Here is a 22,854-nt window from a genome sequence, read left to right as displayed (position 1 = left end):
CGGCGCCGCCCGCCGGCCTGCGGCCTAGACTTCCGGGAAGAGGGCCCCGACGGGCCCGGAAGGAGGGGTGGCGTTGAACACGGACAAGGAACCGGCCCGGGAGAACCTGCGGGAGTTCATCGACAAGCTGGTCGACCAGGGGTACACGGTGCGGGACGGGCAGTCCCCGGACCCGGATCTCATCGATCCCGGGGGATCGGCCGTGGAGACCTGGCGGGAGGACTACCCGTACGACGAGCGGCTGTCGCGCGAGGAGTACGAGCTCGAGAAGTACCAGCTGCAGATCGAGCTGCTGAAGTTCCAGTACTGGGGCCAGGACCACGACCTCCAGCACGTCATCGTGTTCGAGGGCCGGGACGCCGCCGGCAAGGGCGGGACGATCAAGCGGTTCACCGAGCACCTCAACCCGCGCGCCGCCCGGGTGGTGGCCCTGACGAAGCCCTCGGACCGGGAGCGGGGCCAGTGGTACTTCCAGCGCTACATCCAGCACCTGCCCACGGCGGGGGAGATCGTGATGTTCGACCGCTCCTGGTACAACCGCGCCAACGTCGAGCGCGTCATGGGCTTCTGCACGGACCCGCAGTACGAGCAGTTCATGGCCCAGGCGCCCGTCTTCGAGAAGATGCTCGTGGACTCCGGCATCCACCTCACCAAGTTCTGGTTCTCCGTGACCCAGCACGAGCAGCGCACCCGGTTCGCGATCCGCCAGATCGACCCCGTGCGCCGGTGGAAGCTCTCGCCCATGGACCTGGCGTCCCTGGACCGGTGGGAGGACTACACCGAGGCGAAGGAGGAGATGTTCCTGCGCACGGACACCGACCACGCCCCGTGGATCACGGTGAAGTCCAACGACAAGAAGCGCGCCCGGCTCAACGCGATGCGCTTCTTCCTGGACCAGTTCGACTACGAGGACAAGGACCCGGACGTGGTCTATCCCCCCGACCCGCTGATCGTGCGCCGCGGCCTGGAGGCCGTCGGCGACTGAGGTGCGGCCCGGGGACGCGGGACGACGACGGCGCCGCCCGTCCCCTTCCGGGGGCGGGCGGCGCCGGTGCGCGGCGGTCGCGGCTCAGCGGCCGGGGCGGTCCACCAGGACGGTATTGGCGGCGGCGTTGACGGCGGTCACGGCCAGGACCGACGGCCAGGCCCCGATCCGCCGGGCCAGCGGGTGGGAGAGCCCGAAGCCCAGGACGTAGAGCGCGCCGAGCGCCGCCGTGGTGCCCGGCCCGCCGCGGTGCCACCACGTGTGGGCGGCCGCCGCGCCGGCCGCGGCCAGCACCGCCCCGCCCAGGGGGCGGACGCCGGTCGCCCGGGCGGTGGCGTACCCGCCGATCAGCCCGGCGCTCACGAGCGCCGCCGCGGGCACCTGCTCCGCCGCGGCCACGGCGGTGTCCCGGGCGTCCGTCGCGGCGCTCACGCGGCGCCGCCCAGGTACTCCTGGAGCCGGCGCAGGCCCTCCGCGAGGTCGTCGTCGCCGAGGGCGTAGGACAGGCGCAGGAAGCCGGAGGGGCCGAACGCCTCGCCGGGCACCACGGCCACCTCCGCCTGCTCCAGGATCAGCTCGGCCAGCTCGGCGGAGGTCTGCGGCGTCGCGTCGCCGAAGCGCCGGCCGAGCAGGCCCCGCACGTCCGCGTAGGCGTAGAACGCGCCGGTCGGGGTGGGGCACTCCACGCCGTCGATGGCGTTGAGGGCCTCGACCATGACCCGGCGGCGGCGGTCGAAGGCCTCCCGCATCCGGTGGGCCTCGTCGAGCGGGCCGGACACGGCCGCCAGCGCGGCCCGCTGGGCCACGTTGTTGACGTTGGAGGTCAGGTGGGACTGCAGGTTCGTGGCCGCCTTGATCACGTCGGGGGCACCGATCATCCAGCCCACCCGCCAGCCGGTCATCGCGTACGTCTTGGCCACGCCGTTGAGGACGACCACGTTCTCGCCCAGCTCCGGCACGGCGGCGGCGATCGAGGTGAACGGCACGCCGTCGTAGGTGAGGTGCTGGTAGATCTCGTCGGTCAGCACGAAGATCCCCTTCTCCGCCGCCCAGCGGCCCACGGCCGCGGTCTCCTCGGGGGAGTACACGGCGCCCGTGGGGTTCGACGGCGAGCAGAACAGCAGGGCCTTGGTGCGCTCGGTCCACGCCGCCTCGAGCAGCTCGGGGGTGACCTTGTAGCCGAGCTCCGGCCCGGCGAAGACCTCGACCGGGTTGCCCCCGGCGAGCTTGATGGCCTCGGGGTAGGTGGTCCAGTACGGGGCGGGCAGCAGGACGTCGTCGCCCTCGTCCACGACCGTCGCGAAGGCCTGGAACACGGCCTGCTTGCCGCCGTTGGTGATGAGCACCTGGGCGGGCTCCACCGCGTAGCCGTCGTCCCGGGCGGTCTGCTCGGCCACCGCCCTGCGCAGCTCGGGCAGGCCCGCGGCCGGCGTGTACCGGAAGTTCGCCGGGTCCTGCAGGGCGGCCGCGGCGGCGTCCACGATGTACTGGGGGGTCGGGAAGTCGGGCTCCCCGGCGCCGAAGCCGATCACGGGCCGGCCGGCGGCCTTGAGGGCCTTCGCCTTCGCGTCCACGGCGAGCGTCGCGGACTCTGCGATGGCGCCGACGCGCCGGGAGATGCGGGACGTGGTCATGACCGGGGGCCTCCTGGAGGGGAACGGGCGGTCTCCGCCGGGTGCGGGGACGGCGGTGCGGACGCCCCCATGCTACTCGGGCGTCCGCACCGCGGGCCCGGCGCCCCGGCGGCCGCGCCCGCCCGGATTGCACCCCGCCGCCCGGGTCGCCTAGGATGGACGACTGGTGTCATCGGCGCCTGCTCGGCCGCGCCGTCACGGCGGGACCGGATGGTAGAGTCGGTGACCGGGTCCGAGCGATCGAGACCGGCGTCCCCACGCCGGCCGAGGCCGCGAGGCACGTAGGGCAGTGGCGCAATTGGTAGCGCAGCGGTCTCCAAAACCGCAGGTTGCAGGTTCGAGTCCTGTCTGCCCTGCTCCAGTCCGGGGTGGTCCCCGGCACCCCCACGGGGTGCCGGGAGCCGCCGCGGCGACGGCGGGCCGGCAGCACTGCGCGGCACGCACGAGTCCACACAGGGAGAGCCGATGTCGCAGACCACCGCCGGCCGCGCGTCGGGCCAGCCCCCGGAGCAGGGCGCGGAGAGCCCCCGCGGCGTCTTCGGGCGCCTGTTCCTGTTCCTGCGCCAGGTCGTCGGCGAGCTCCGGAAGGTGGTCACCCCCACCCGGCGCGAACTGGTCAACTACGTCCTGGTCGTCCTCGTGTTCGTCGCGTTCATGATGGTGCTCATCTCGGTCCTGGACCTGGCGTTCGGCCAGGCCGCCCTGTGGATCTTCGGGCAGGGGGACGCCGCCGGCTGATCCGGGCGGCGCACGGACCGGCGCGGCCGGCCACCGTGACCCAGCAGAGCACGACATCCACGAAAGAACTTTGAGGGAGATCCAGTGACCGAGCACGAGCTCGAAAACGGCACCGAGGCACCGGCCGAGGTCGACCAGCAGGCTCCGGAGCTGCCGGAGGCCGAGACCTCCGTGCAGGAGGACGACTTCGCGGCCGCCCACGACCCGGAGCACGCCCCGGTCGCCGACGAGGCTCCCGCCGCGCCCGCCGACGAGGAGGCCCCGCTCGAGGCGGAGGCTCCGGCCGACGAGGAGGCCCCCGCGGCCGAGGACGAGGCGCCCTCCGTGGACCCCGTCGAGGAGTTCAAGTCGAAGCTGCGCCGCCAGGAGGGTGACTGGTACGTCATCCACACCTACGCCGGCTACGAGAACCGCGTGAAGACGAACCTCGAGACCCGCATCCAGTCCCTCAACATGGAGGACGACATCTTCCAGATCGAGGTGCCGATGGAGGAGGTCGTCGAGATCAAGAACGCCCAGCGCAAGATCGTGCGCCGGGTGCGGATCCCGGGCTACGTGCTGGTGCGCATGAACCTCACCGACGCCTCCTGGGGCGCGGTCCGCCACACCCCGGGCGTCACCGGCTTCGTCGGCCAGGACGCCTACAACCCGGTGCCGCTGCGCCTCGACGAGGTCTTCGAGATGCTCAACCCGGTCTTCGAGGCGCCGCAGGGCGCGGGGGCCGAGTCCTCCGCCCAGCCCAGCGCGCAGCCGCAGATCGACGTCGACTTCGAGGTCGGCGAGTCCGTCATCGTCAAGGAGGGCCCCTTCGAGACCCTCCCCGCCACGATCTCCGAGATCAAGGTGGAGTCCCAGCAGCTGGTCGTCCTCGTGTCGATCTTCGAGCGCGAGACCCCCGTCACCCTCGGCTTCAACCAGGTCTCCAAGATCTGAGCCCCGCGGGCCGCTCCGGCCCGCCCCAGTTCCCGGCCCCGCGGTGCATGCTTCGCCGCCGGGCCGCCCGGCCGCCGCGCCACGGCGGCCACCCGCCGTCGTACGCTCCTGTGCGCCGGTACGTCCAGCAGAAGAAGGACCAGCACATGGCTCCCAAGAAGAAGAAGGTCTCCGGCCTGATCAAGCTGCAGATCCAGGCAGGCGCCGCCAACCCGGCTCCTCCCGTGGGTCCGGCCCTCGGTCAGCACGGCGTCAACATCATGGAATTCTGCAAGGCCTACAACGCGGCCACGGAGTCCCAGCGCGGCAACATCGTGCCCGTGGAGATCACGGTCTACGAGGACCGCTCGTTCACCTTCGTCACGAAGACCCCGCCCGCCGCGCAGCTGATCAAGAAGGCCGCCGGCGTCGCCAAGGGCTCGGGTGTCCCGCACACCCAGAAGGTCGGCAAGCTCAGCATGGACCAGGTCCGCGAGATCGCCGAGACCAAGAAGGAAGACCTCAACGCCAACGACATCGACGCCGCCGCGAAGATCATCGCCGGCACCGCCCGCTCCATGGGCATCGAGGTCGAGTGACCAGCCTCGGCTGATCACCACCCACCGTTATTGACGTGGCAGGGCCGAGCGCGGCCCGCAGACCACAACTGCACAAGGAGAAGAAGCAGATGGCAAAGCGCAGCAAGGCATACCAGGCGGCCGCCGCCAAGATCGACGCGGGCACGCTGTACGCCCCGGCCGAGGCCGTGGCCCTGGCCAAGGAGCTCGACACCGCGAAGACCGACTCCACCGTGGAGGTCGTCCTCCGCCTCGGTGTCGACCCCCGCAAGGCCGACCAGATGGTCCGCGGCACCGTGAACCTGCCCAACGGCACCGGCAAGACCGCCCGCGTCGTCGTCTTCGCGACCGGCGACAAGGCCGCCGCCGCGGAGGAGGCCGGAGCGGACTACGTCGGCTCCGACGACCTGATCGCCCGCATCCAGGGCGGCTGGACCGACTTCGACGCCGCCGTGGCCACCCCGGACATGATGGGCAAGGTCGGCCGGCTGGGCAAGGTCCTCGGCCCCCGCAACCTGATGCCGAACCCCAAGACCGGCACCGTCACCATGGACGTGACCAAGGCCGTCAACGACATCAAGGGCGGCAAGATCGACTTCCGCGTCGACAAGCACTCGAACCTGCACTTCATCGTGGGCAAGACGTCCTTCGAGCTCGAGAAGCTGGCGGAGAACTACGGCGCCGCCCTCGAGGAGATCCTGCGCCTGAAGCCCTCCGCGTCGAAGGGCCGCTACATCACGAAGGCGACCGTCTCGACCACGTTCGGACCGGGCATCCCGGTCGACCCGAACGCCACCGAGGTCGTCGTCGGCGCCTGACGCCGTGCACCGGAGCCCGCGGGGCTCCGACGGGTGGGGGCCCGGCCGATGCGGCCGGGCCCCTTCCCGTCCGACGGGACCATTCCTCCCACGACCCAGCAGCCGGCGGGCGTCCGCCGGCGCCCACGGAACGGAGACCCCCCACGTGAGCGAGCACCCCCCGGTGCGCATCGAGCAGATGCGCATCCCCGACGAGTTCGACGACGCCGCGCAGGAGCTGCTGGGGCGCGTCGCGGAGCTCGTGCGCCGGTCCCGGCAGCACGTGTGGGGGATCTCGGACCTCACCGGTGACGCCCAGGAGCTCTACCGGGACCTGCTGGACCCCTTCGAGCGCGTGGTCGTCCTGCTGGCGTGGGCCGGGGACCGGCTGGCGGGACGGGCCGAGGTGCGGATGCCCCTGGTCACGCTCACCGACTCCGCCCACATCACCGTCGACGTGGACCCCGACGTCACCTCCCAGGGCACCGGCAGCGAGCTGCTGGCCGCCGCCGAGCAGCTCGCCGTGGGCGAGTCCCGCCGGCACCTGCGGATCCAGACCGAGCACCCCGGGCCCGAGGAGATCCAGGGCGACGGCAGCGTCACCGGGGTCTTCCCGCTGGTCACGCCCGGGATGGTCGAGTGGGTGGACGCCGCCGACGGCTCGGGCCGGCTGCCCGTGTCCAACCGGCAGACCCGCTTCGCCCTCAGCGCCGGCTACCGGCTCGAGTCGGTCAGCGACTTCGGGGTGCTGGACGTCCCCCTGCCGCCCGAGCGCGTCGCGGCCCTGCTGGACGAGGTCGCGGCCTCGCCGGCGCAGGAGCCGTACCGGATCCACGTCTGGAGCGGCCCGGCCCCCGAGGACCGGCTCGACGAGCTCGCCGCCCTGCACTCGCGCATGGCGACCGACTCGTTCCTGGCCCCCGTGGCCGCCGCCGAGCCAGAGCCCTGGGACGCCGAGCGCGTGCGGCGCACCGAGCAGCTGCGCGCCGAGGCGGGCAACCTCTCGCTCGTGGCCGTCGCCGAGCACGAGCCCACCGGACGCCTCGTCGGGATGACCGAGATCGTCCTGGCGGGGGAGGAGCCGCCGATCGGGATGCAGGACGAGACCGTGGTCCTGCGCGAGCACCGCCGCCGGTGGCTCGCCACCCGGCTGAAGCTGGCCAACCTGCAGCAGCTCGAGCGGCTGGCCCCGAGCGTGCGCACCGTCTACTCCTGGAGCCACAGCGGCGACGACCGGATGAGCCGGGTCAACGCCCGGCTGGGCTTCCGCGTGGCCGGGCGCAGCGGCGTGTGGGCCCGCGACTTCCCCTCCGCCTGAGCCGGGTCCGGGGCCGCCCCGGAGCCGATTTGGCCGCGGCGGGGGCCTCCGGTAGCCTGGGAGACACCAAAGACCGCCGGTCGTGGTCCCCCTGCCCCGTGCGCCCCGTTTCGGAGTGCGCGAAGCGGGAGGACAGCCGTAAGAGTTCCGCCAGGAACCGCCAGCGCAGGTGAACCAGCACAGCGAGCACGTCCCGTCCTGCACGGGGTGCGACGCCGAGCCCCGGGCATCTGCGCGGGGCTTTTTCTGTGCCCGGGCCCTTGCGGCAGCGACCGGCATCGAAGACCGGAAGGAGTACCATGGCGAACCCGGAAAAGGCAGCCGCGGTCGCCGAGTTGAAGGAACTGTTCTCCAACTCGGACGCCGCTGTCCTGACTGAGTACCGCGGCCTCACCGTGGCCCAGCTCAAGGAGCTGCGCCGCTCGCTCGGTGAGAACGCCGAATACGCCGTGGTGAAGAACACGCTGACCGCGATCGCGGCCAAGGAGCTGGGGATCGACGCGTTCGACGGCCAGCTCGCCGGCCCGAGCGCGATCGCCTTCATCTCGGGGGACCCCGTCGAGGCCGCCAAGAGCCTGCGTGACTTCGCCAAGGCGAACCCGCAGCTCGTCGTCAAGGGCGGTTACCTCGAGGGCAAGGCCCTGAGCGACGCGGAGATCAAGCAGCTCGCGGACCTCGAGTCCCGCGAGGTGCTGCTGGCCAAGGTGGCCGGTGCCGCGCAGGCGTCCCTGTCCCAGGCCGCGGCGCTGTTCCAGGCACCGCTGTCGAAGACCGTCCGCACGGCCGAGGCGCTGCGCGCCAAGGTCGAGGAGCAGGACGCCTGACCAGCATCCCCGCCGCGAGGCACATTCTCACCACGGAACCAGACCGTCCCGCGCCGACGAACCCGGCCGGGGCACACCATCGAAAAGGAGCCACAACCATGGCCAAGCTCACCACCGCTGAACTGATCGACGCGTTCAAGGAGCTCTCCCTCATCGAGCTCTCCGAGTTCGTGAAGGCCTTCGAGGAGACCTTCGACGTCACCGCCGCCGCCCCCGTGGCCGTCGCCGGTGCCGCCGCTCCGGCCGCCGCCGCCGAGGAGGCCGAGGAGCAGACCGAGTTCGACGTCGTCCTCGAGGCCGCCGGCGAGAAGAAGATCCAGGTCATCAAGGAGGTCCGCGCGCTGACCTCCCTCGGCCTCAAGGAGGCCAAGGACCTCGTGGACTCGGCCCCCAAGGCCGTCCTCGAGGGCGCCACCAAGGAGGCCGCGGACAAGGCCAAGGAGGCCCTCGAGGGCGCCGGCGCCACCGTCACCCTCAAGTAGGACCCCGGACGCGTCCCTTCACGGACGCTCCTGCGAGGCCCCGGACGCACGGCGTCCGGGGCCTCGTGCCGTGCCGGGCCCGGACGGTCTGTGGGAGACTGGGGGCACGACCACATCGGCCGCCCACGCGCAGCGGGAGAGTCCGGGCGGGGGAGGGCGGACGGGCCCCACCGGGCCTCGGACCACGAGGAGCTCACCTTGTCCTTCCTGCCACGCCACCTCGGCCCGGACGCCGCCGAGACCGCGATCATGCTCGAGACCGTCGGCGCGGCCGACCTCGACGAGCTCGTCGCCCGCGCCGTCCCCGCGACCATCGCCTCCTCCGAGCCGCTGGGCCTGCCCGCCCCGATGTCCGAGCACGAGGCCCTCGCGGCGCTGCGCCGGGTCGCGGCGAAGAACCGGGTGATGACCCAGATGATCGGGCAGGGCTACGCGGACACCGTCACCCCGCCCGCGCTGCGCCGCAACATCCTCGAGAACCCCGCCTGGTACACCTCCTACACCCCCTACCAGCCCGAGATCTCGCAGGGCCGCCTCGAGGCCCTGCTCACGTTCCAGAACGCCGTCATGGACCTCACCGGCCTGGACCTGGCGAACGCCTCCCTCCTGGACGAGGCCACCGCGGTGGCCGAGGCCGTGCTCATGATGCGCCGGGCCAACCGGAAGGCCACGAGCCGGCGCGTCGTCGTCGACGCCCGGACGCTCCCGCAGACCCTCGCCGTGCTGCGCGGGCGCTGCCGGGCCGTGGGCATCGAGCTGGTCGTCGCCGACCTCGCCGAGGGGCTGCCCGAGGGCGAGCTCTTCGGGGTGGTCCTGACCCAGGTGGGCGTCGACGGCGAGGTCGTCCCCCTCGCCGAGCGCGCCGAGGAGGCGCACGCGCGGGGGGCGCTCGTGGCCGTGGCCACCGACCTGCTGGCCCTGGCCCTGCTGCGCTCCCCGGGGGAGCAGGGCGCGGACATCGCCGTGGGCTCGGCCCAGCGCTTCGGGGTGCCCCTGTTCTTCGGCGGGCCCCACGCCGCGTTCCTCGCCTGCCGCAAGGGCCTCGAGCGGAACCTGCCCGGTCGCCTGGTGGGCGTCTCCACCGACTCCTCCGGCCGGCCCGCCTACCGGCTGGCCCTGCAGACCCGCGAGCAGCACATCCGCCGTGAGAAGGCCACCTCGAACATCTGCACCGCCCAGGCGCTGCTGGCCGTCGTGGCCGGCGCCTACGCCGCCTACCACGGCGCGGACGGGCTCCGCGCCATCGCCGAGCGCGTGCACGGGCTGGCCGCCCGCCTGGCCGCCGGGCTCGCCGCGGCGGGCGTGCGCGTGGTCCACGACCGGTTCTTCGACACCGTGCTCGCCGAGGTCCCCGGCCGCGCCGACGCCGTCGTGGCCGCCGCCGCGGAGCGTGGGATCAACGTCCGCCGGGCCGGCGCGGACCACGTCTCCGTGTCGGTGGGGGAGCCCCACGACGAGCGCGACGTCGACGCCGTGCTCGCGGCCTTCGGCGCCGCGGCTACGGACGACGCGGGCGGGGCGTGGGACCTGCCCGCCGAGCTGCTGCGCACCGACTCCTACCTGACCCACCCCGTGTTCACGCTGCACCGCTCCGAGACCGCGATGATGCGCTGGCTGCGCTCCCTCGCGGACAAGGACCTGGCCCTCGACCGGACCATGATCCCGCTCGGCTCCTGCACCATGAAGCTCAACGCCGCCGCGGAGATGGAGCCCATCAGCTGGCCCGAGTTCGCCTCGATCCACCCGCTCGCCCCCGAGGACCAGACCCTCGGCTGGCGCGAGCTCATCGCCCAGCTCGAGTCCTGGCTCACGGAGATCACCGGCTACGCCGCGGTCTCCGTCCAGCCCAACGCCGGCTCCCAGGGCGAGCTCGCCGGGCTCCTCGCGATCCGCCGCTACCACCTCTCCCGGGGCGACCGGCAGCGCACCACCGTCCTCATCCCGTCCTCGGCCCACGGCACCAACGCCGCCTCCGCGGTGCTCGCGGACCTCAAGGTGGTGGTCGTGGCCACCGCCGGGGACGGCTCCGTGGACCTGGACGACCTCGCCGCGAAGATCGGGAGCGTGGGGGAGGAGCTGGCGGGCATCATGGTCACCTACCCCTCCACGCACGGCGTGTTCGAGGAGCAGATCACGGCCGTGTGCGAGGCCGTGCACGCGGCGGGGGGCCAGGTCTACGTGGACGGCGCCAACCTCAACGCGCTCATGGGCCTCGCCCGGCCGGGCCGCTTCGGCGGGGACGTCTCCCACCTGAACCTGCACAAGACCTTCTGCATCCCGCACGGCGGCGGGGGGCCCGGCGTGGGGCCCGTGGCCGTGGCGGAGCACCTCGTGCCGTTCCTGCCCGGGGACCCCGCGGCCCCGGACGGCGGGGAGGACTCCTTCCCCGTGTCCCAGGCCCGCCACGGGTCGGCCGGGGTGCTGCCGATCTCCTGGATGTACATCGCCATGACCGGCGCGGAGGGGCTCACCGCGTCGTCGCGCACCGCGATCCTCAGCGCGAACTACGTCTCCGCCCGGCTGGCCGACGTCTTCCCGACCCTCTACACCGGCCCGGGCGGGTTCGTGGCCCACGAGTGCATCCTCGACCTGCGCGCGCTCACGAAGGCCTCCGGGGTAACCGCGGAGGACGTCTGCAAGCGGCTCGTCGACTACGGCTTCCACGCCCCCACCCTCGCGTTCCCGGTGGCGGGCACGCTCATGGTGGAGCCCACGGAGTCCGAGAACCTCGCGGAGCTCGACCGGTTCGTGGCCGCGATGCGCGCGATCCACGCGGAGATGACCGCCGTGGCCGACGGCGAGGTCGCACTCGAGGACTCGGTCCTGCGCCGCGCGCCGCACACCGCGGAGGTGCTCACGGCCGACGAGTGGGACCGTGCCTACCCCCGGTCCCGGGCCGCCTACCCGCTGCCCGAGCTGCGCCGCGCCAAGTTCTGGCCGCCCGTGGGCCGGGTGGAGAACGCCGCCGGGGACCGCAACCTGGTCTGCAGCTGCCCGCCGGTCGAGGCGTTCGCGGCCGCGGGCTGACCCGCGGGCCCGGCGCCCCCGGTGCCGGTGAGACCCGGAGCACGAAATTTCCCATCCTACGACCGGTGGACGCCCGCGTCCACCGGTCGTGTGGACAGAGCCGCACTTCGCGTCTATGCTGGATCTTTGCGTTGTCCCTCATTCTGCGTGCCTTCATATAGCGGTGGGCGCCCCCGGGGAGCGAACCAGCATCTCGAGTCCGCTGGCCCTCGCCCACCCGTATCCCCGATTCGGGAACTGCGCGATTCAACTGCAGGTCTGTGGAAGGAATCCATCTTGGTCGCCTCGAGCACCGATTCGAACGTAACCGCTAACCGACCGGCCGACGGGAACATCCTGCGCCGCATCTCCTTCGCCAAGATCCATGAACCGCTGGACGTGCCGAACCTGCTGGCCCTCCAGACGGACAGCTTCGACCGTCTCGTGGGCAACGAGCGGTGGCAGGCCCGGGTCCAGCAGGCCATCGAGACCGGGGAGCAGGGCATCGCCCGCACCTCCGGGCTGTCCGACATCTTCGAGGAGATCTCCCCGATCGAGGACTTCCAGGGCACCATGTCCCTGTCCTTCTCGGAGCCGGAGTTCTACGACCCGAAGTACACCATGGACGAGTGCAAGGACCGGGACGCCACGTACTCGGCGCCCCTGTACGTCAAGGCCGAGTTCATGAACAACAACACGGGCGAGATCAAGCAGCAGACCGTGTTCATGGGCGACTTCCCGCTGATGACCGAGAAGGGCACCTTCGTCATCAACGGCACCGAGCGTGTCGTCGTGTCCCAGCTCGTCCGCTCGCCGGGCGCCTACTTCGAGCGCGGCCAGGACCGCACCTCGGACAAGGACATCTACTCCGCGAAGATCATCCCCTCGCGCGGCGCGTGGTTCGAGCTCGAGATCGACAAGCGCGACCAGGTGGGCGTGCGCCTCGACCGCAAGCGCAAGCAGTCGGTCACCGTGCTGCTCAAGGCCCTCGGCTGGAGCGAGTCCCGCATCCTCGAGGAGTTCGGGGAGTTCGACTCCATCCGGGCGACCCTCGAGAAGGACACCGTCGAGTCCCGCGAGGACGCGCTGCTGGACATCTACCGCAAGCTGCGCCCGGGGGAGCCGCCCACGGTCGACGCCGCGCAGGCGCTGCTCGACAACATGTACTTCAACTCCAAGCGCTACGACCTCGCGAAGGTCGGCCGGTACAAGATCAACCGGAAGCTGGGCCTCGACAAGGCGTTCGAGGACGAGGACGCCTCCGTGCTGTCGGTCGACGACATCGTCGCGATGATCCGCTACCTCGTCACCCTGCACGCCGGCGGCGGCACCATGAAGGGCGTGCGCGACGGCGAACCCCGCGAGGTCGTCGTGGACGTCGACGACATCGACCACTTCGGCAACCGCCGCATCCGCGCCGTGGGCGAGCTGATCGAGAACCAGATCCGCACGGGCCTGTCCCGCATGGAGCGCGTGGTGCGCGAGCGCATGACCACCCAGGACGTCGAGGCGATCACCCCGCAGACCCTGATCAACATCCGTCCCGTCGTGGCGGCGATCAAGGAGTTCTTCGGCACCTCGCAGCTGTCGCAGTTCATGGACCAGAACAACCCGCTCGCGGGCCTGACCCACAAGCGCCGCCTGTCCGCGCTCGGCCCGGGCGGTCTCTCCCGCGACCGCGCCGGCATGGAGGTCCGTGACGTCCACCCGTCGCACTACGGCCGCATGTGCCCGATCGAGACCCCCGAGGGCTCCAACATCGGCCTCATCGGCTCGCTGGCGACCTACGGGCGGATCAACCCGTTCGGCTTCATCGAGACCCCGTACCGCAAGGTCGTCGGCGGCCTCGTCACCGACGAGGTCGAGTACCTCACCGCCGACGACGAGCGCGGCGTGACGATCGCCCAGGCCAACGCCCCGCTGGGCCCGGACAACCGGTTCGCCGAGGACGCCGTCCTCGCGCGCGCCGCCGACGGCTCGGGCGAGGCCGTGCTGGTCGACCCGACCGCCGTGCAGTTCATGGACGTCTCCCCGCGCCAGATGGTGTCCGTGGCGACCGCGCTCATCCCGTACCTGGAGCACGACGACGCCAACCGCGCGCTCATGGGCGCCAACATGCAGCGCCAGGCCGTGCCGCTGCTCGAGTCCGAGGCCCCGCTCGTGGGCACCGGCATGGAGCGCTACGCGGCCCTGGACGCCGGGGACTCCGTGCTGGCCCGCAAGGCCGGCGTGGTCGAGGAGGTCTCGGCGAACCTCGTGCGCGTGCTCAACGACGACGGGACGACCACGGTCTACCCGATCAACAAGTTCACGCGCTCCAACCCGGGCAACACCTACAACCAGCGCGTCATCGTCTCCGAGGGCGATCGCGTCGAGGAGCGCTCGGTCATCGCCGACGGCCCCTCCACGGACCAGGGAGAGCTGGCCCTGGGCAAGAACCTGCTGGTCGCCTACATGTCCTGGGAGGGCCTCAACTACGAGGACGCGATCATCCTCTCCCAGCGCATGGTCTCGGAGGACGTGCTCACCTCGATCCACATCGAGGAGCACGAGATCGACGCCCGCGACACGAAGCTGGGCGCCGAGGAGATCACCCGGGACATCCCGAACGTGTCCGAGGAGGTGCTGTCCGCCCTCGACGAGCGCGGCATCATCCACATCGGCGCGGAGGTCCAGGCCGGCGACATCCTCGTGGGCAAGGTCACCCCGAAGGGCGAGACCGAGCTGACCCCGGAGGAGCGCCTGCTGCGGGCGATCTTCGGCGAGAAGTCCCGCGAGGTGCGCGACACGTCCCTGAAGGTGCCCCACGGCGAGTCCGGCACCGTCATCGGCGTGCGCGTCTTCGACCGCGACGACGAGGACGACGACCTGCCCGCGGGCGTCAACCAGGTGGTCCGGGTGTACGTGGCGCAGAAGCGCAAGATCACGGACGGCGACAAGCTCGCCGGCCGCCACGGCAACAAGGGCGTCATCTCGAAGATCCTGCCCCTGGAGGACATGCCGTTCCTCGAGGACGGGACCCCCGTGGACATCATCCTCAACCCGCTGGGCGTGCCCGGCCGCATGAACCTGGGGCAGGTCCTCGAGGTGCACACCGGCTGGCTCGCGAAGCAGGGCTGGAACATCGAGGGCGACCCCGAGTGGCTCGACCGGCTGCCGAACTTCCCGAAGCAGTCCGGCCCCACGAACGTGGCCACCCCGGTGTTCGACGGCGCGCGCGAGGAGGAGATCTTCGACCTCCTCGACCACACCAACCCGACGCGCGACGGCGTGCGGCTGATCGACCGGTCCGGCAAGGCCCGGCTGTTCGACGGCCGCTCCGGCGAGCCGTTCCCGGACCCGGTGTCGGTCGGCTACCAGTACATCCTGAAGCTGCACCACCTCGTGGACGACAAGATCCACGCGCGCTCCACCGGCCCGTACTCCATGATCACCCAGCAGCCGCTGGGCGGTAAGGCGCAGTTCGGCGGCCAGCGCTTCGGCGAGATGGAGGTCTGGGCGCTCGAGGCGTACGGCGCCGCCTACACGCTGCAGGAGCTGCTGACGGTCAAGTCCGACGACGTGCACGGGCGCGTGAAGGTCTACGAGGCCATCGTGAAGGGCGAGAACATCCCCGAGCCGGGTGTCCCCGAGTCCTTCAAGGTCCTCATCAAGGAGATGCAGTCGCTGTGCCTGAACGTCGAGGTGCTCTCGGCGGACGGCAACACCATCGAGATGCGCGATTCGGATGACGAGGTCTTCCGGGCGGCCGAGGAACTGGGCATCGATCTCTCGCACTCCGAGCCCAGCTCGGTCGAAGAGGTCTGATCCCGCTCGGTCCACCCCGACGAGACGTCAACTTTTCCAGAGAAAGAGATAAAGGACCCTCATGTCCAACGAATCTTCACTAGGCCTCATGCGGATCGGTCTTGCGACCGCGGAGGACATCCGGACCTGGTCCTACGGCGAGGTCAAGAAGCCGGAGACCATCAACTACCGCACGCTCAAGCCCGAGAAGGACGGCCTGTTCTGCGAGAAGATCTTCGGTCCCACCCGGGACTGGGAGTGCTACTGCGGCAAGTACAAGCGCGTGCGCTACAAGGGCATCATCTGCGAGCGCTGCGGCGTGGAGGTCACCCGCGCCAAGGTGCGCCGTGAGCGCATGGGCCACATCGAGCTCGCCGCTCCCGTGACCCACATCTGGTACTTCAAGGGCGTGCCCTCGCGGCTCGGCTACCTGCTGGACCTCGCCCCGAAGGATCTGGAGAAGGTCATCTACTTCGCGGCGTACATGATCACGTCGGTGGACGAGGACGCCCGCCACGACGACCTGCCGAACCTGCAGGCCGCCGTGGACCGGGAGAAGGCGCAGATGGAGTCCACCCGCGACTCCGACATCGCCGCGATCGCCCGCGACCTCGAGACCGAGCTCGGCCGGGTCGAGGAGGAGGGCGGCAAGGCCGCGGAGAAGCGCAAGCTCCGCGACTCCGCCGACCGCCAGATGGCCAACGTGCGCAAGCGCGCCAACCTGGAGATCGACCGCCTCGAGCAGGTCTGGGACCGCTTCAAGAACCTCAAGGTCAACGACCTCGAGGGAGACGAGGCGCTCTACCGCGTCATGGTGGACCGCTACGGCATGTACTTCGAGGGCTCGATGGGCGCCGAGGCGATCAAGAAGCGCCTCGAGACCTTCGATCTCGAGGCGGAGGCCGAGTCCCTGCGGGAGACCATCGCCACCGGCAAGGGTCAGCGCAAGACCCGCGCCCTGAAGCGGCTCAAGGTCGTCAACGCGTTCCTGACCACGGACAACTCGCCGCTGGGCATGGTCCTGGACGCCGTCCCGGTGATCCCGCCGGAGCTGCGCCCGATGGTCCAGCTCGACGGCGGCCGCTTCGCCACGTCGGACCTCAACGACCTCTACCGGCGCGTGATCAACCGCAACAACCGGCTCAAGCGCCTGCTGGACCTGGGCGCCCCGGAGATCATCGTCAACAACGAGAAGCGGATGCTGCAGGAGGCCGTGGACTCGCTGTTCGACAACGGCCGCCGCGGCCGCCCGGTCACCGGGCCGGGCAACCGTGCGCTGAAGTCGCTGTCCGACATGCTCAAGGGCAAGCAGGGCCGGTTCCGGCAGAACCTGCTCGGCAAGCGCGTCGACTACTCCGGCCGCTCGGTCATCGTGGTCGGCCCGCAGCTGAAGCTGCACCAGTGCGGTCTGCCGAAGCAGATGGCGCTGGAGCTGTTCAAGCCGTTCGTGATGAAGCGGCTGGTGGACCTCAACCACGCGCAGAACATCAAGTCGGCCAAGCGCATGGTCGAGCGCTACCGCCCCCAGGTGTGGGACGTGCTCGAGGAGGTCATCACCGAGCACCCCGTGCTGCTCAACCGTGCCCCCACCCTGCACCGTCTGGGCATCCAGGCGTTCGAGCCGCAGCTCGTCGAGGGCAAGGCCATCCAGCTCCACCCGCTCGTGTGCGGCGCGTTCAACGCCGACTTCGACGGCGACCAGATGGCCGTGCACCTGCCCCTGTCCCCGGAGGCCCAGGCCGAGGCGCGCATCCTGATGCTGTCCTCGAACAACATCCTGAAGCCCTCGGACGGCAAGCCGATCGCACTGCCCTCGCAGGACATGATCATCGGGCTGTACCACCTCACCACCGTCCGCGAGGGCGAGGAGGGGGAGGGCCGCTCGTTCTCCTCCGTGGCCGAGGCGATCATGGCCCACGACGCCGGCCGGCTGCACCTCAACGCGCTGTGCCGGATCGAGCTGGACGACTTCGTGCCGTTCGAGGGCTGGGAGGCCCCCGAGGGCTGGGAGCCGGGTCAGCCGGTGCTGGTGCAGACCACGCTGGGCCGCGTGCTGTTCAACGAGACGCTGCCCGAGGACTACCCCTGGGACGAGGCCGTCGCGGACAAGAAGCACCTGTCCGCGCTGGTCAACGATCTCGCGGAGCGGTACCCGATGGTCACCGTGGCGCACACGCTGGACGAGCTCAAGGACGCCGGGTTCCACTGGGCGGCCCGCTCGGGCGTGACCGTGGCGATCTCGGACATCGCGACCCCGCCGGAGAAGCCCGCCATCATGGAGGGCTACGAGGCGCAGGCCGCGAAGATCCAGGGCCAGTACGACCGTGGTCTGATCGACGACGACGAGCGCCGCTCGGAGCTCATCGACATCTGGACCAAGGCCACGGACGAGGTCGCCCAGGCCATGCAGGCGAACCTCTCGCCGCTGAACACCATCAACCGCATGGTGTCCTCCGGCGCCCGAGGCAACTGGATGCAGGTCCGCCAGATCGCCGGCATCCGCGGGCTCGTGTCCAACCCCAAGGGCGAGATCATGCCCCGCCCGATCAAGTCCTCGTACCGCGAGGGCCTGTCGGTGCTGGAGTACTTCATCGCGACCCACGGTGCCCGCAAGGGCCTGGCCGACACCGCGCTGCGCACGGCGAACTCGGGCTACCTGACCCGTCGTCTCGTCGACGTCTCCCAGGACGTCATCGTGCGGGAGGCGGACTGCATGACGGAGCGCGGCCTGAACCTGCCGCTCGCCGACGTGCAGGAGAGCGGGTCCCGCGTGCTGCACGAGGACATCGAGAACACGGTGCACGGCCGGGTGCTCGCGGTGGACGTCGTGGACGCCAACGGCGAGATCCTGGCCGAGGCCGGCACGGACCTCTCCGACGGGCTCATCAGCGCCCTCTTCGCGGGCGGGGCCGACACGGTGCGCGTGCGCTCCGTGCTGACCTGCGAGTCCGCGGTGGGCGTCTGCGCGGCCTGCTACGGCCGCTCGCTGGCGTCCAACCAGCTGGTGGACATCGGCGAGGCCGTCGGCATCATCGCCGCGCAGTCCATCGGCGAGCCGGGCACGCAGCTCACGATGCGCACCTTCCACACCGGTGGTGTGGCGTCCTCGGACGGCGACATCACCCAGGGTCTGCCCCGTATCCAGGAGCTCTTCGAGGCCCGCACGCCCAAGGGCGTCGCGCCGATCTCGGAGGTCGCCGGGCGGGTCAGCATCGAGGACACCGAGAAGGCCCTGAAGCTCGTCGTGACCCCGGACAACGGGGACGAGGCGATCGGGTACCCGGTGCTGCGCCGCGCCAAGCTGCTCGTGACCGAGGGCGACCACGTCGAGGTCGGCCAGCAGCTGGTCTCGGGCGCCGTCGACCCCAAGGAGGTGCTGCGCATCCGCGGTCCGCGGCAGGCGCAGAAGCACCTCGTGGACGAGGTGCAGCGCGTGTACCGCTCCCAGGGCGTGGGCATCCACGACAAGCACGTCGAGGTCATCGTGCGGCAGATGCTGCGCCGCGTGACGATCATCGAGTCGGGCGAGACGGACCTGCTGCCGGGCGAGCTCGTCGAGAACGTGCGCTTCCTGGAGGCCAACCGCAAGGCCGTGGCCGAGAGCAGCCGGCCGGCCGCCGGCCGCCCGGAGCTGATGGGCATCACCAAGGCCTCGCTGGCCACCGACTCGTGGCTGTCGGCCGCGTCCTTCCAGGAGACCACCCGCGTGCTCACGCAGGCGGCCATGGAGGGCAAGTCCGACCCGCTGGTGGGCCTCAAGGAGAACGTGATCATCGGCAAGCTGATCCCGGCCGGCACCGGGCTCGCGCGGTACAACAACATCGACGTGGAGCCGACGGACGAGGCGAAGGCCTCGCTGTTCACGGAGCCGGGCTCGTTCTCGGACTTCAGCTACGCGGAGGAGAACTCCTCGCCCGCCGAGTTCCAGGCGATCCCGCTGGAGGACTACGACTTCGGCTCCAACTGAGGTCGGCGTCCCGCGCAGGACGTGATCACCCTCGTGGTCACCACGGCAGCCCCGTTCCGGAAGTAGCGTCTTCCGGGGCGGGGCTGCCCCCGTCCCGCGGCCGGTCACGGGGCCGGGCCGCGGACCAGGAAGGAGCCCCAGGAGTCACCATGGCGAACTCACCCACCGGGGAGTCCGTGCTCGAGCGGGCGGACCGGATCCTCGCGGCGTTCACGGCGGAGGACTCGCGGCTGACCGGGGGCCGGATCGCGGCCCTCACCGGGCTGCCCACCGCCACCGCGCACCGGCTCGCCCGGGACATGGCCCGCCAGGGCTGGCTCGAGCGGGTGGAGGGCGGGCACTACGTGGTCGGCACCCGGCTGTGGGAGCTGGTCAACCGCTCCTCGCGCGAGCTCGGCCTGGCGCGCGCCGCCCGCCCCTTCATGGGCGACATCCACGCGGTGCTGCGCCAGCACGTGCAGCTCGGCATCGTGGAGGGCCGCGAGGTGCTGCTCGTGGAGCGGCTCTCCCACCCCCGGGCGGTGCCCGTCCGGTCGGAGGTGGCCGGCCGGCTGCCCCTGCACCTGTCGGCCACGGGCCTCGTGCTGCTGGCGCACGCCCCCCAGGACTACCAGGAGGAGTACCTGCAGGGGCCCCTCACCGCGTTCACCGAGCTCTCGCCGACCGAGCCCGCGGTGCTGGCCGCGGAGCTCGAGCGGATCCGCGGCGCGGGCCACGCCCTGCAGACCGGCTATCTCGAGGCCGGCACGGCGGGGATCGCCGTCCCCGTGCGGGGGCGCGGCGACCAGGTGGTGGCGGGCCTGGGCGTCATCACCCCGGCGGGCGACCCGGCCGCGCGGGCCGGGGCGATCGTCCAGGCGCTGCACACCGCGGCGCACGGCATCCGCCGGACCCTGCGGGACGCCCCCCGCTGAGACGGGCCGCGGCACCGGCTCCCGGGCACACCGCGCCCGTCGCCTCCAGCATCCCGTTCAACGGGACGACTGTGGTGCCGCCCACAGGTCGCTGAGACACTGGACACGATTCCCGTCGTATCACCAGGAGCACTCATGAGCGCACAGCGCACCGTTCTCAGCACGCAGGTCGGCATCGTGGGCGGCGGCCCCGCCGGGCTGATGCTGGCCCACCTGCTCGGCCGCGCCGGCATCGACAGCATCGTGGTCGAGAAGCGCGACAAGGACACCATCCACGCCACCCACCGGGCGGGCATCCTCGAGGCGCCCACGGTGCGGATGCTGACCGACTCCGGCGTCGACGGGCGGGTGCTCACGGAGGGCCACGAGCACGAGGGCACCGTGCTGCGCTTCGAGGGGGAGAGCCACCGGATCGACTTCAAGGAGCTCGTCGGCGAGTCCGTGTGGCTCTACCCGCAGAACGAGGTGTTCCTGGACCTGGCCGACGCCCGGGAGCGCGACGGCGGCGACGTCCGCTGGTCCGTCACGGAAACCGAGGTGGTCGACCTGACCACCGACCGGCCGGGCATCCGCTTCACCGACGCCGCGGGCGAGGACTTCGAGGTCCGCTGCGAGATCCTCGTGGGCGCCGACGGCTCGCAGAGCATCTGCCGCCGCGCCATCCCGGAGCAGGAGCGCACCGACAACTTCATCGAGTACCCCTTCGCCTGGTTCGGCATCCTCGCCGAGGCCCCGCCGAGCGCCCCGGAGCTCATCTACTCGAACTCCGAGCACGGCTTCGCCCTCATCTCCCAGCGCAGCGGGACCGTCCAGCGGATGTACTTCCAGTGCGACCCGGAGGAGGACGTCGACGACTGGGGCGACGAGCGGATCTGGGCCGAGCTCCAGCGCCGGGTCGAGGGCCCCGACGGGCTCCGGCTCCAGGAGGGCCCCATCTTCGACAAGACCGTGCTGAAGTTCCGCTCCTACGTCTGCGAGCCCCTGCGCCACGGCAACCTGTTCCTCGTCGGCGACGCCGGCCACACCGTCCCCCCGACCGGCGCCAAGGGCCTGAACCTCGCGTTCTGCGACGTCCGCGTGCTCGCCCCGGCGATCGTCGAGTTCTTCCGCACGGGCGACGGCACCGGGCTGGCCGGGTACTCGGCCACGGCGCTGGAGCGGGTGTGGAAGGCGCAGAACTTCTCCTACTGGGCCACCCACCTCATGCACACCCAGCCGGGGGAGAACCCCTTCAACCAGAAGCGCCGGCGCGGCGAGTTCAAGGCGATCACCGGCTCCGAGCGCGGCGCCGCCTACTTCGCGGAGTCCTACACCGGCTGGCCCGACGACCGCTGACCCCCGGCCCCGCCGGACCTCCCCACTGTGACCCCACAATAAGTTCGCACAGTGAACACATGTGCGAATGCTGCACCGAATGCGCTAGCCTCGGAGAGTTCGCCGCGGGCACCACGCCCGCCGGTGCGGCAGCCACCTCGCAACAAAGGAGCTGAACCATGACCGACCAGGACCAGGGGCCGGAGGAGTCCTTCGTGCACCTCACCCCGAAGGGCCCCGACGACGCGGCGGACACGCAGGCCGACCTCGACCGCGAGATGGCCGGCATCAGCGCCGACTACAGCGCGTCCGGCCGCACCGAGACGCAGCCGCGGCTGGACTACGCGCCCTACCGCAGCTCGATCCTGCGGCACCCCACCAAGGACCTGCACCACGCGGACCCGGAGACCATCGAGCTGCACGCGCCCGCCTTCGGCGAGCGGGACGTGCACCGGCTCGAGTCGGACCTGACCATCCAGTCGGGCGGGGAGCCCATCGGCGAGCGGATCAAGATCCGCGGCCGGGTCCTCGACGGCGACGGCCGGCCCGTGCGCCGCCAGCTCGTGGAGATCTGGCAGGCCAACGCGGCCGGGCGGTACATCCACAAGCGGGACCAGCACCCGGCCCCCATCGACCCGAACTTCACCGGCGTGGGGCGCTGCCTGACCGGCGACGACGGCTCCTACGAGTTCGTCACCATCAAGCCCGGGCCGTACCCCTGGAAGAACCACCACAACGCCTGGCGGCCCGCGCACGTGCACTTCTCCCTGTTCGGCACGGACTTCACCCAGCGGATGATCACCCAGATGTACTTCCCCTCGGACCCGCTGTTCGCGCTGGACCCGATCTTCCAGTCGATCGTGGACCCCGAGGCCCGCCGCCGGCTCGTGGCCGACTACGACCACGAGGCGTCCGAGCACGAGTGGCTGCTCGGCTACACCTGGGACATCGTGCTCAGCGGCTCGAACCGCACCTGGACGGAAGGCGACTCCAATGTCTGAGACCCCCGCGACCCCCGCACTCCCGGCCACCCCCGGCCAGACCATCGGGCCGTTCTTCGGCTACGCGCTGCCCTACGACAAGGGCGAGCTGCTCGTCCCGCTCGGGCACCCGCAGGCGGTGCGCCTGCACGGCACGGTGACCGACGGCCACGGCGACCTCGTGCCGGACGCCATGCTCGAGATCTGGCAGGCCGACGGCAACGGCGACGTCCCCACCGCGACCGGCTCGCTCGTGCGCGACGGCTACACCTTCACCGGCTTCGGCCGCGCGTCCGTCGACAACGAGGGCCACTACACCTTCACCACCGTTGACCCGGGGCCGACCGAGCCCGGCAAGGCGCCGTTCATCACGCTGACCGTCTTCGCCCGGGGCGTGACGAACCGGCTGTTCACCCGCATCTACCTGCCGGAGGACACCGAGGCCCTCGCGAACGACCCGCTGCTGCGCTCCCTGCCCGAGGACCGCCGCCGCACCCTGGTCGCCGAGCGGGAGGCCGACGGCTCCCTGCGCTTCGACCTCCGGCTCCAGGGCGAGGGCGAGACCGTCTTCCTCACCTACCCGAACCTCCAGGCGTGACCGTTCCGTGCGGGGGCCCCG

Annotated in this window: 17 protein-coding genes and 1 tRNA gene; 16 read left to right on the top strand and 2 right to left on the bottom strand. The window is 71.3% G+C overall.

Annotated features, from left to right (window positions below; all coding sequences use genetic code 11):
• Positions 1 to 73 precede the first annotated feature (73 nt).
• The gene (ppk2, locus tag ACZ2G1_RS06635) at positions 74 to 985 is read left to right on the top strand and encodes a polyphosphate kinase 2 (protein WP_035924909.1); all 912 of its coding nucleotides are present in this window, start codon (positions 74 to 76) and stop codon (positions 983 to 985) included.
• Positions 986 to 1,069: 84 nt separating this feature from the next.
• Here ppk2 and ACZ2G1_RS06630 read toward each other — a convergent pair whose 3' ends face one another.
• Both ACZ2G1_RS06630 and ACZ2G1_RS06625 read right to left on the bottom strand, forming a co-directional pair.
• Positions 1,070 to 1,417, bottom strand: coding sequence for a hypothetical protein (locus ACZ2G1_RS06630; RefSeq protein ID WP_017834232.1), 348 nt, complete (start codon positions 1,415 to 1,417; stop codon positions 1,070 to 1,072).
• Positions 1,414 to 2,619 (bottom strand): pyridoxal phosphate-dependent aminotransferase, encoded by a 1,206-nt coding sequence (locus tag ACZ2G1_RS06625; RefSeq protein WP_035924906.1) that lies wholly within the window; start codon positions 2,617 to 2,619, stop codon positions 1,414 to 1,416. The genes ACZ2G1_RS06630 and ACZ2G1_RS06625 overlap by 4 nt, the downstream gene beginning before the upstream one ends.
• A gap of 283 nt (positions 2,620 to 2,902) precedes the next feature.
• Between ACZ2G1_RS06625 and ACZ2G1_RS06620 the strand changes: the two genes are divergently transcribed.
• From ACZ2G1_RS06620 to pcaG, 15 genes are all read left to right on the top strand, one after another.
• Positions 2,903 to 2,975: transfer RNA gene (locus tag ACZ2G1_RS06620), tRNA-Trp, on the top strand.
• A gap of 109 nt (positions 2,976 to 3,084) precedes the next feature.
• Complete coding sequence (gene secE, locus ACZ2G1_RS06615; RefSeq protein ID WP_017833270.1) at positions 3,085 to 3,357, top strand: preprotein translocase subunit SecE; 273 nt, start codon at positions 3,085 to 3,087, stop codon at positions 3,355 to 3,357.
• An 84-nt stretch (positions 3,358 to 3,441) separates the two neighbouring features.
• A complete protein-coding gene (gene nusG, locus ACZ2G1_RS06610) occupies positions 3,442 to 4,290 on the top strand; it encodes a transcription termination/antitermination protein NusG (protein ID WP_115162905.1) in 849 nt (282 codons plus the stop codon).
• Between the two features lie 146 nt (positions 4,291 to 4,436).
• Entirely contained in the window at positions 4,437 to 4,868 is a 432-nt protein-coding gene (gene rplK, locus ACZ2G1_RS06605; RefSeq protein WP_017833272.1) for a 50S ribosomal protein L11, read from the top strand.
• 89 nt (positions 4,869 to 4,957) lie between these two features.
• Positions 4,958 to 5,665, top strand: a complete 708-nt coding sequence (gene rplA / locus ACZ2G1_RS06600; protein WP_017833273.1) for a 50S ribosomal protein L1 — start codon at positions 4,958 to 4,960, stop codon at positions 5,663 to 5,665.
• Positions 5,666 to 5,810: 145 nt separating this feature from the next.
• Positions 5,811 to 6,962 (top strand): GNAT family N-acetyltransferase, encoded by a 1,152-nt coding sequence (locus tag ACZ2G1_RS06595; protein ID WP_035924897.1) that lies wholly within the window; start codon positions 5,811 to 5,813, stop codon positions 6,960 to 6,962.
• A gap of 299 nt (positions 6,963 to 7,261) precedes the next feature.
• Positions 7,262 to 7,786, top strand: coding sequence for a 50S ribosomal protein L10 (gene rplJ, locus ACZ2G1_RS06590; protein ID WP_017833275.1), 525 nt, complete (start codon positions 7,262 to 7,264; stop codon positions 7,784 to 7,786).
• Between the two features lie 98 nt (positions 7,787 to 7,884).
• Positions 7,885 to 8,268 (top strand): 50S ribosomal protein L7/L12, encoded by a 384-nt coding sequence (rplL, locus tag ACZ2G1_RS06585; protein WP_017833276.1) that lies wholly within the window; start codon positions 7,885 to 7,887, stop codon positions 8,266 to 8,268.
• A 198-nt stretch (positions 8,269 to 8,466) separates the two neighbouring features.
• A complete protein-coding gene (gene gcvP, locus ACZ2G1_RS06580; RefSeq protein WP_470377592.1) occupies positions 8,467 to 11,295 on the top strand; it encodes an aminomethyl-transferring glycine dehydrogenase in 2,829 nt (942 codons plus the stop codon).
• Positions 11,296 to 11,571: 276 nt separating this feature from the next.
• A complete protein-coding gene (gene rpoB / locus ACZ2G1_RS06575) occupies positions 11,572 to 15,081 on the top strand; it encodes a DNA-directed RNA polymerase subunit beta (protein ID WP_470377591.1) in 3,510 nt (1,169 codons plus the stop codon).
• A gap of 61 nt (positions 15,082 to 15,142) precedes the next feature.
• The gene (locus ACZ2G1_RS06570; RefSeq protein ID WP_031282944.1) at positions 15,143 to 19,027 is read left to right on the top strand and encodes a DNA-directed RNA polymerase subunit beta'; all 3,885 of its coding nucleotides are present in this window, start codon (positions 15,143 to 15,145) and stop codon (positions 19,025 to 19,027) included.
• Positions 19,028 to 19,176: 149 nt separating this feature from the next.
• Entirely contained in the window at positions 19,177 to 19,941 is a 765-nt protein-coding gene (locus ACZ2G1_RS06565; RefSeq protein WP_017833280.1) for an IclR family transcriptional regulator, read from the top strand.
• Between the two features lie 135 nt (positions 19,942 to 20,076).
• Positions 20,077 to 21,276: a 4-hydroxybenzoate 3-monooxygenase gene (locus ACZ2G1_RS06560; RefSeq protein ID WP_017833281.1), complete on the top strand. Its 1,200-nt coding sequence runs from the start codon at positions 20,077 to 20,079 to the stop codon at positions 21,274 to 21,276.
• Positions 21,277 to 21,434: 158 nt separating this feature from the next.
• Complete coding sequence (pcaH, locus tag ACZ2G1_RS06555) at positions 21,435 to 22,256, top strand: protocatechuate 3,4-dioxygenase subunit beta (protein ID WP_017833282.1); 822 nt, start codon at positions 21,435 to 21,437, stop codon at positions 22,254 to 22,256.
• A complete protein-coding gene (gene pcaG, locus ACZ2G1_RS06550; RefSeq protein WP_017833283.1) occupies positions 22,249 to 22,833 on the top strand; it encodes a protocatechuate 3,4-dioxygenase subunit alpha in 585 nt (194 codons plus the stop codon). The genes pcaH and pcaG overlap by 8 nt, the downstream gene beginning before the upstream one ends.
• Positions 22,834 to 22,854 lie beyond the last annotated feature (21 nt).

The sequence above is a fragment of the Kocuria sp. KKT182 genome (assembly GCF_055635395.1).
Note: the sequence above shows the minus strand (reverse complement) of the source record. Positions and strands in the feature narration are given on the sequence as shown.

Coding starts and splice junctions, on each gene's coding strand:
- ACZ2G1_RS06625 (WP_035924906.1), bottom strand. CDS start 2,619: ATGACCACGTCCCGCATCTCCCGGCGCGTCGGCGCCATCGCAGAGTCC.
- secE (WP_017833270.1), top strand. CDS start 3,085: ATGTCGCAGACCACCGCCGGCCGCGCGTCGGGCCAGCCCCCGGAGCAG.
- rplK (WP_017833272.1), top strand. CDS start 4,437: ATGGCTCCCAAGAAGAAGAAGGTCTCCGGCCTGATCAAGCTGCAGATC.
- rplA (WP_017833273.1), top strand. CDS start 4,958: ATGGCAAAGCGCAGCAAGGCATACCAGGCGGCCGCCGCCAAGATCGAC.
- rplJ (WP_017833275.1), top strand. CDS start 7,262: ATGGCGAACCCGGAAAAGGCAGCCGCGGTCGCCGAGTTGAAGGAACTG.
- rplL (WP_017833276.1), top strand. CDS start 7,885: ATGGCCAAGCTCACCACCGCTGAACTGATCGACGCGTTCAAGGAGCTC.
- ACZ2G1_RS06570 (WP_031282944.1), top strand. CDS start 15,143: ATGTCCAACGAATCTTCACTAGGCCTCATGCGGATCGGTCTTGCGACC.
- ACZ2G1_RS06565 (WP_017833280.1), top strand. CDS start 19,177: ATGGCGAACTCACCCACCGGGGAGTCCGTGCTCGAGCGGGCGGACCGG.
- ACZ2G1_RS06560 (WP_017833281.1), top strand. CDS start 20,077: ATGAGCGCACAGCGCACCGTTCTCAGCACGCAGGTCGGCATCGTGGGC.
- pcaH (WP_017833282.1), top strand. CDS start 21,435: ATGACCGACCAGGACCAGGGGCCGGAGGAGTCCTTCGTGCACCTCACC.
- pcaG (WP_017833283.1), top strand. CDS start 22,249: ATGTCTGAGACCCCCGCGACCCCCGCACTCCCGGCCACCCCCGGCCAG.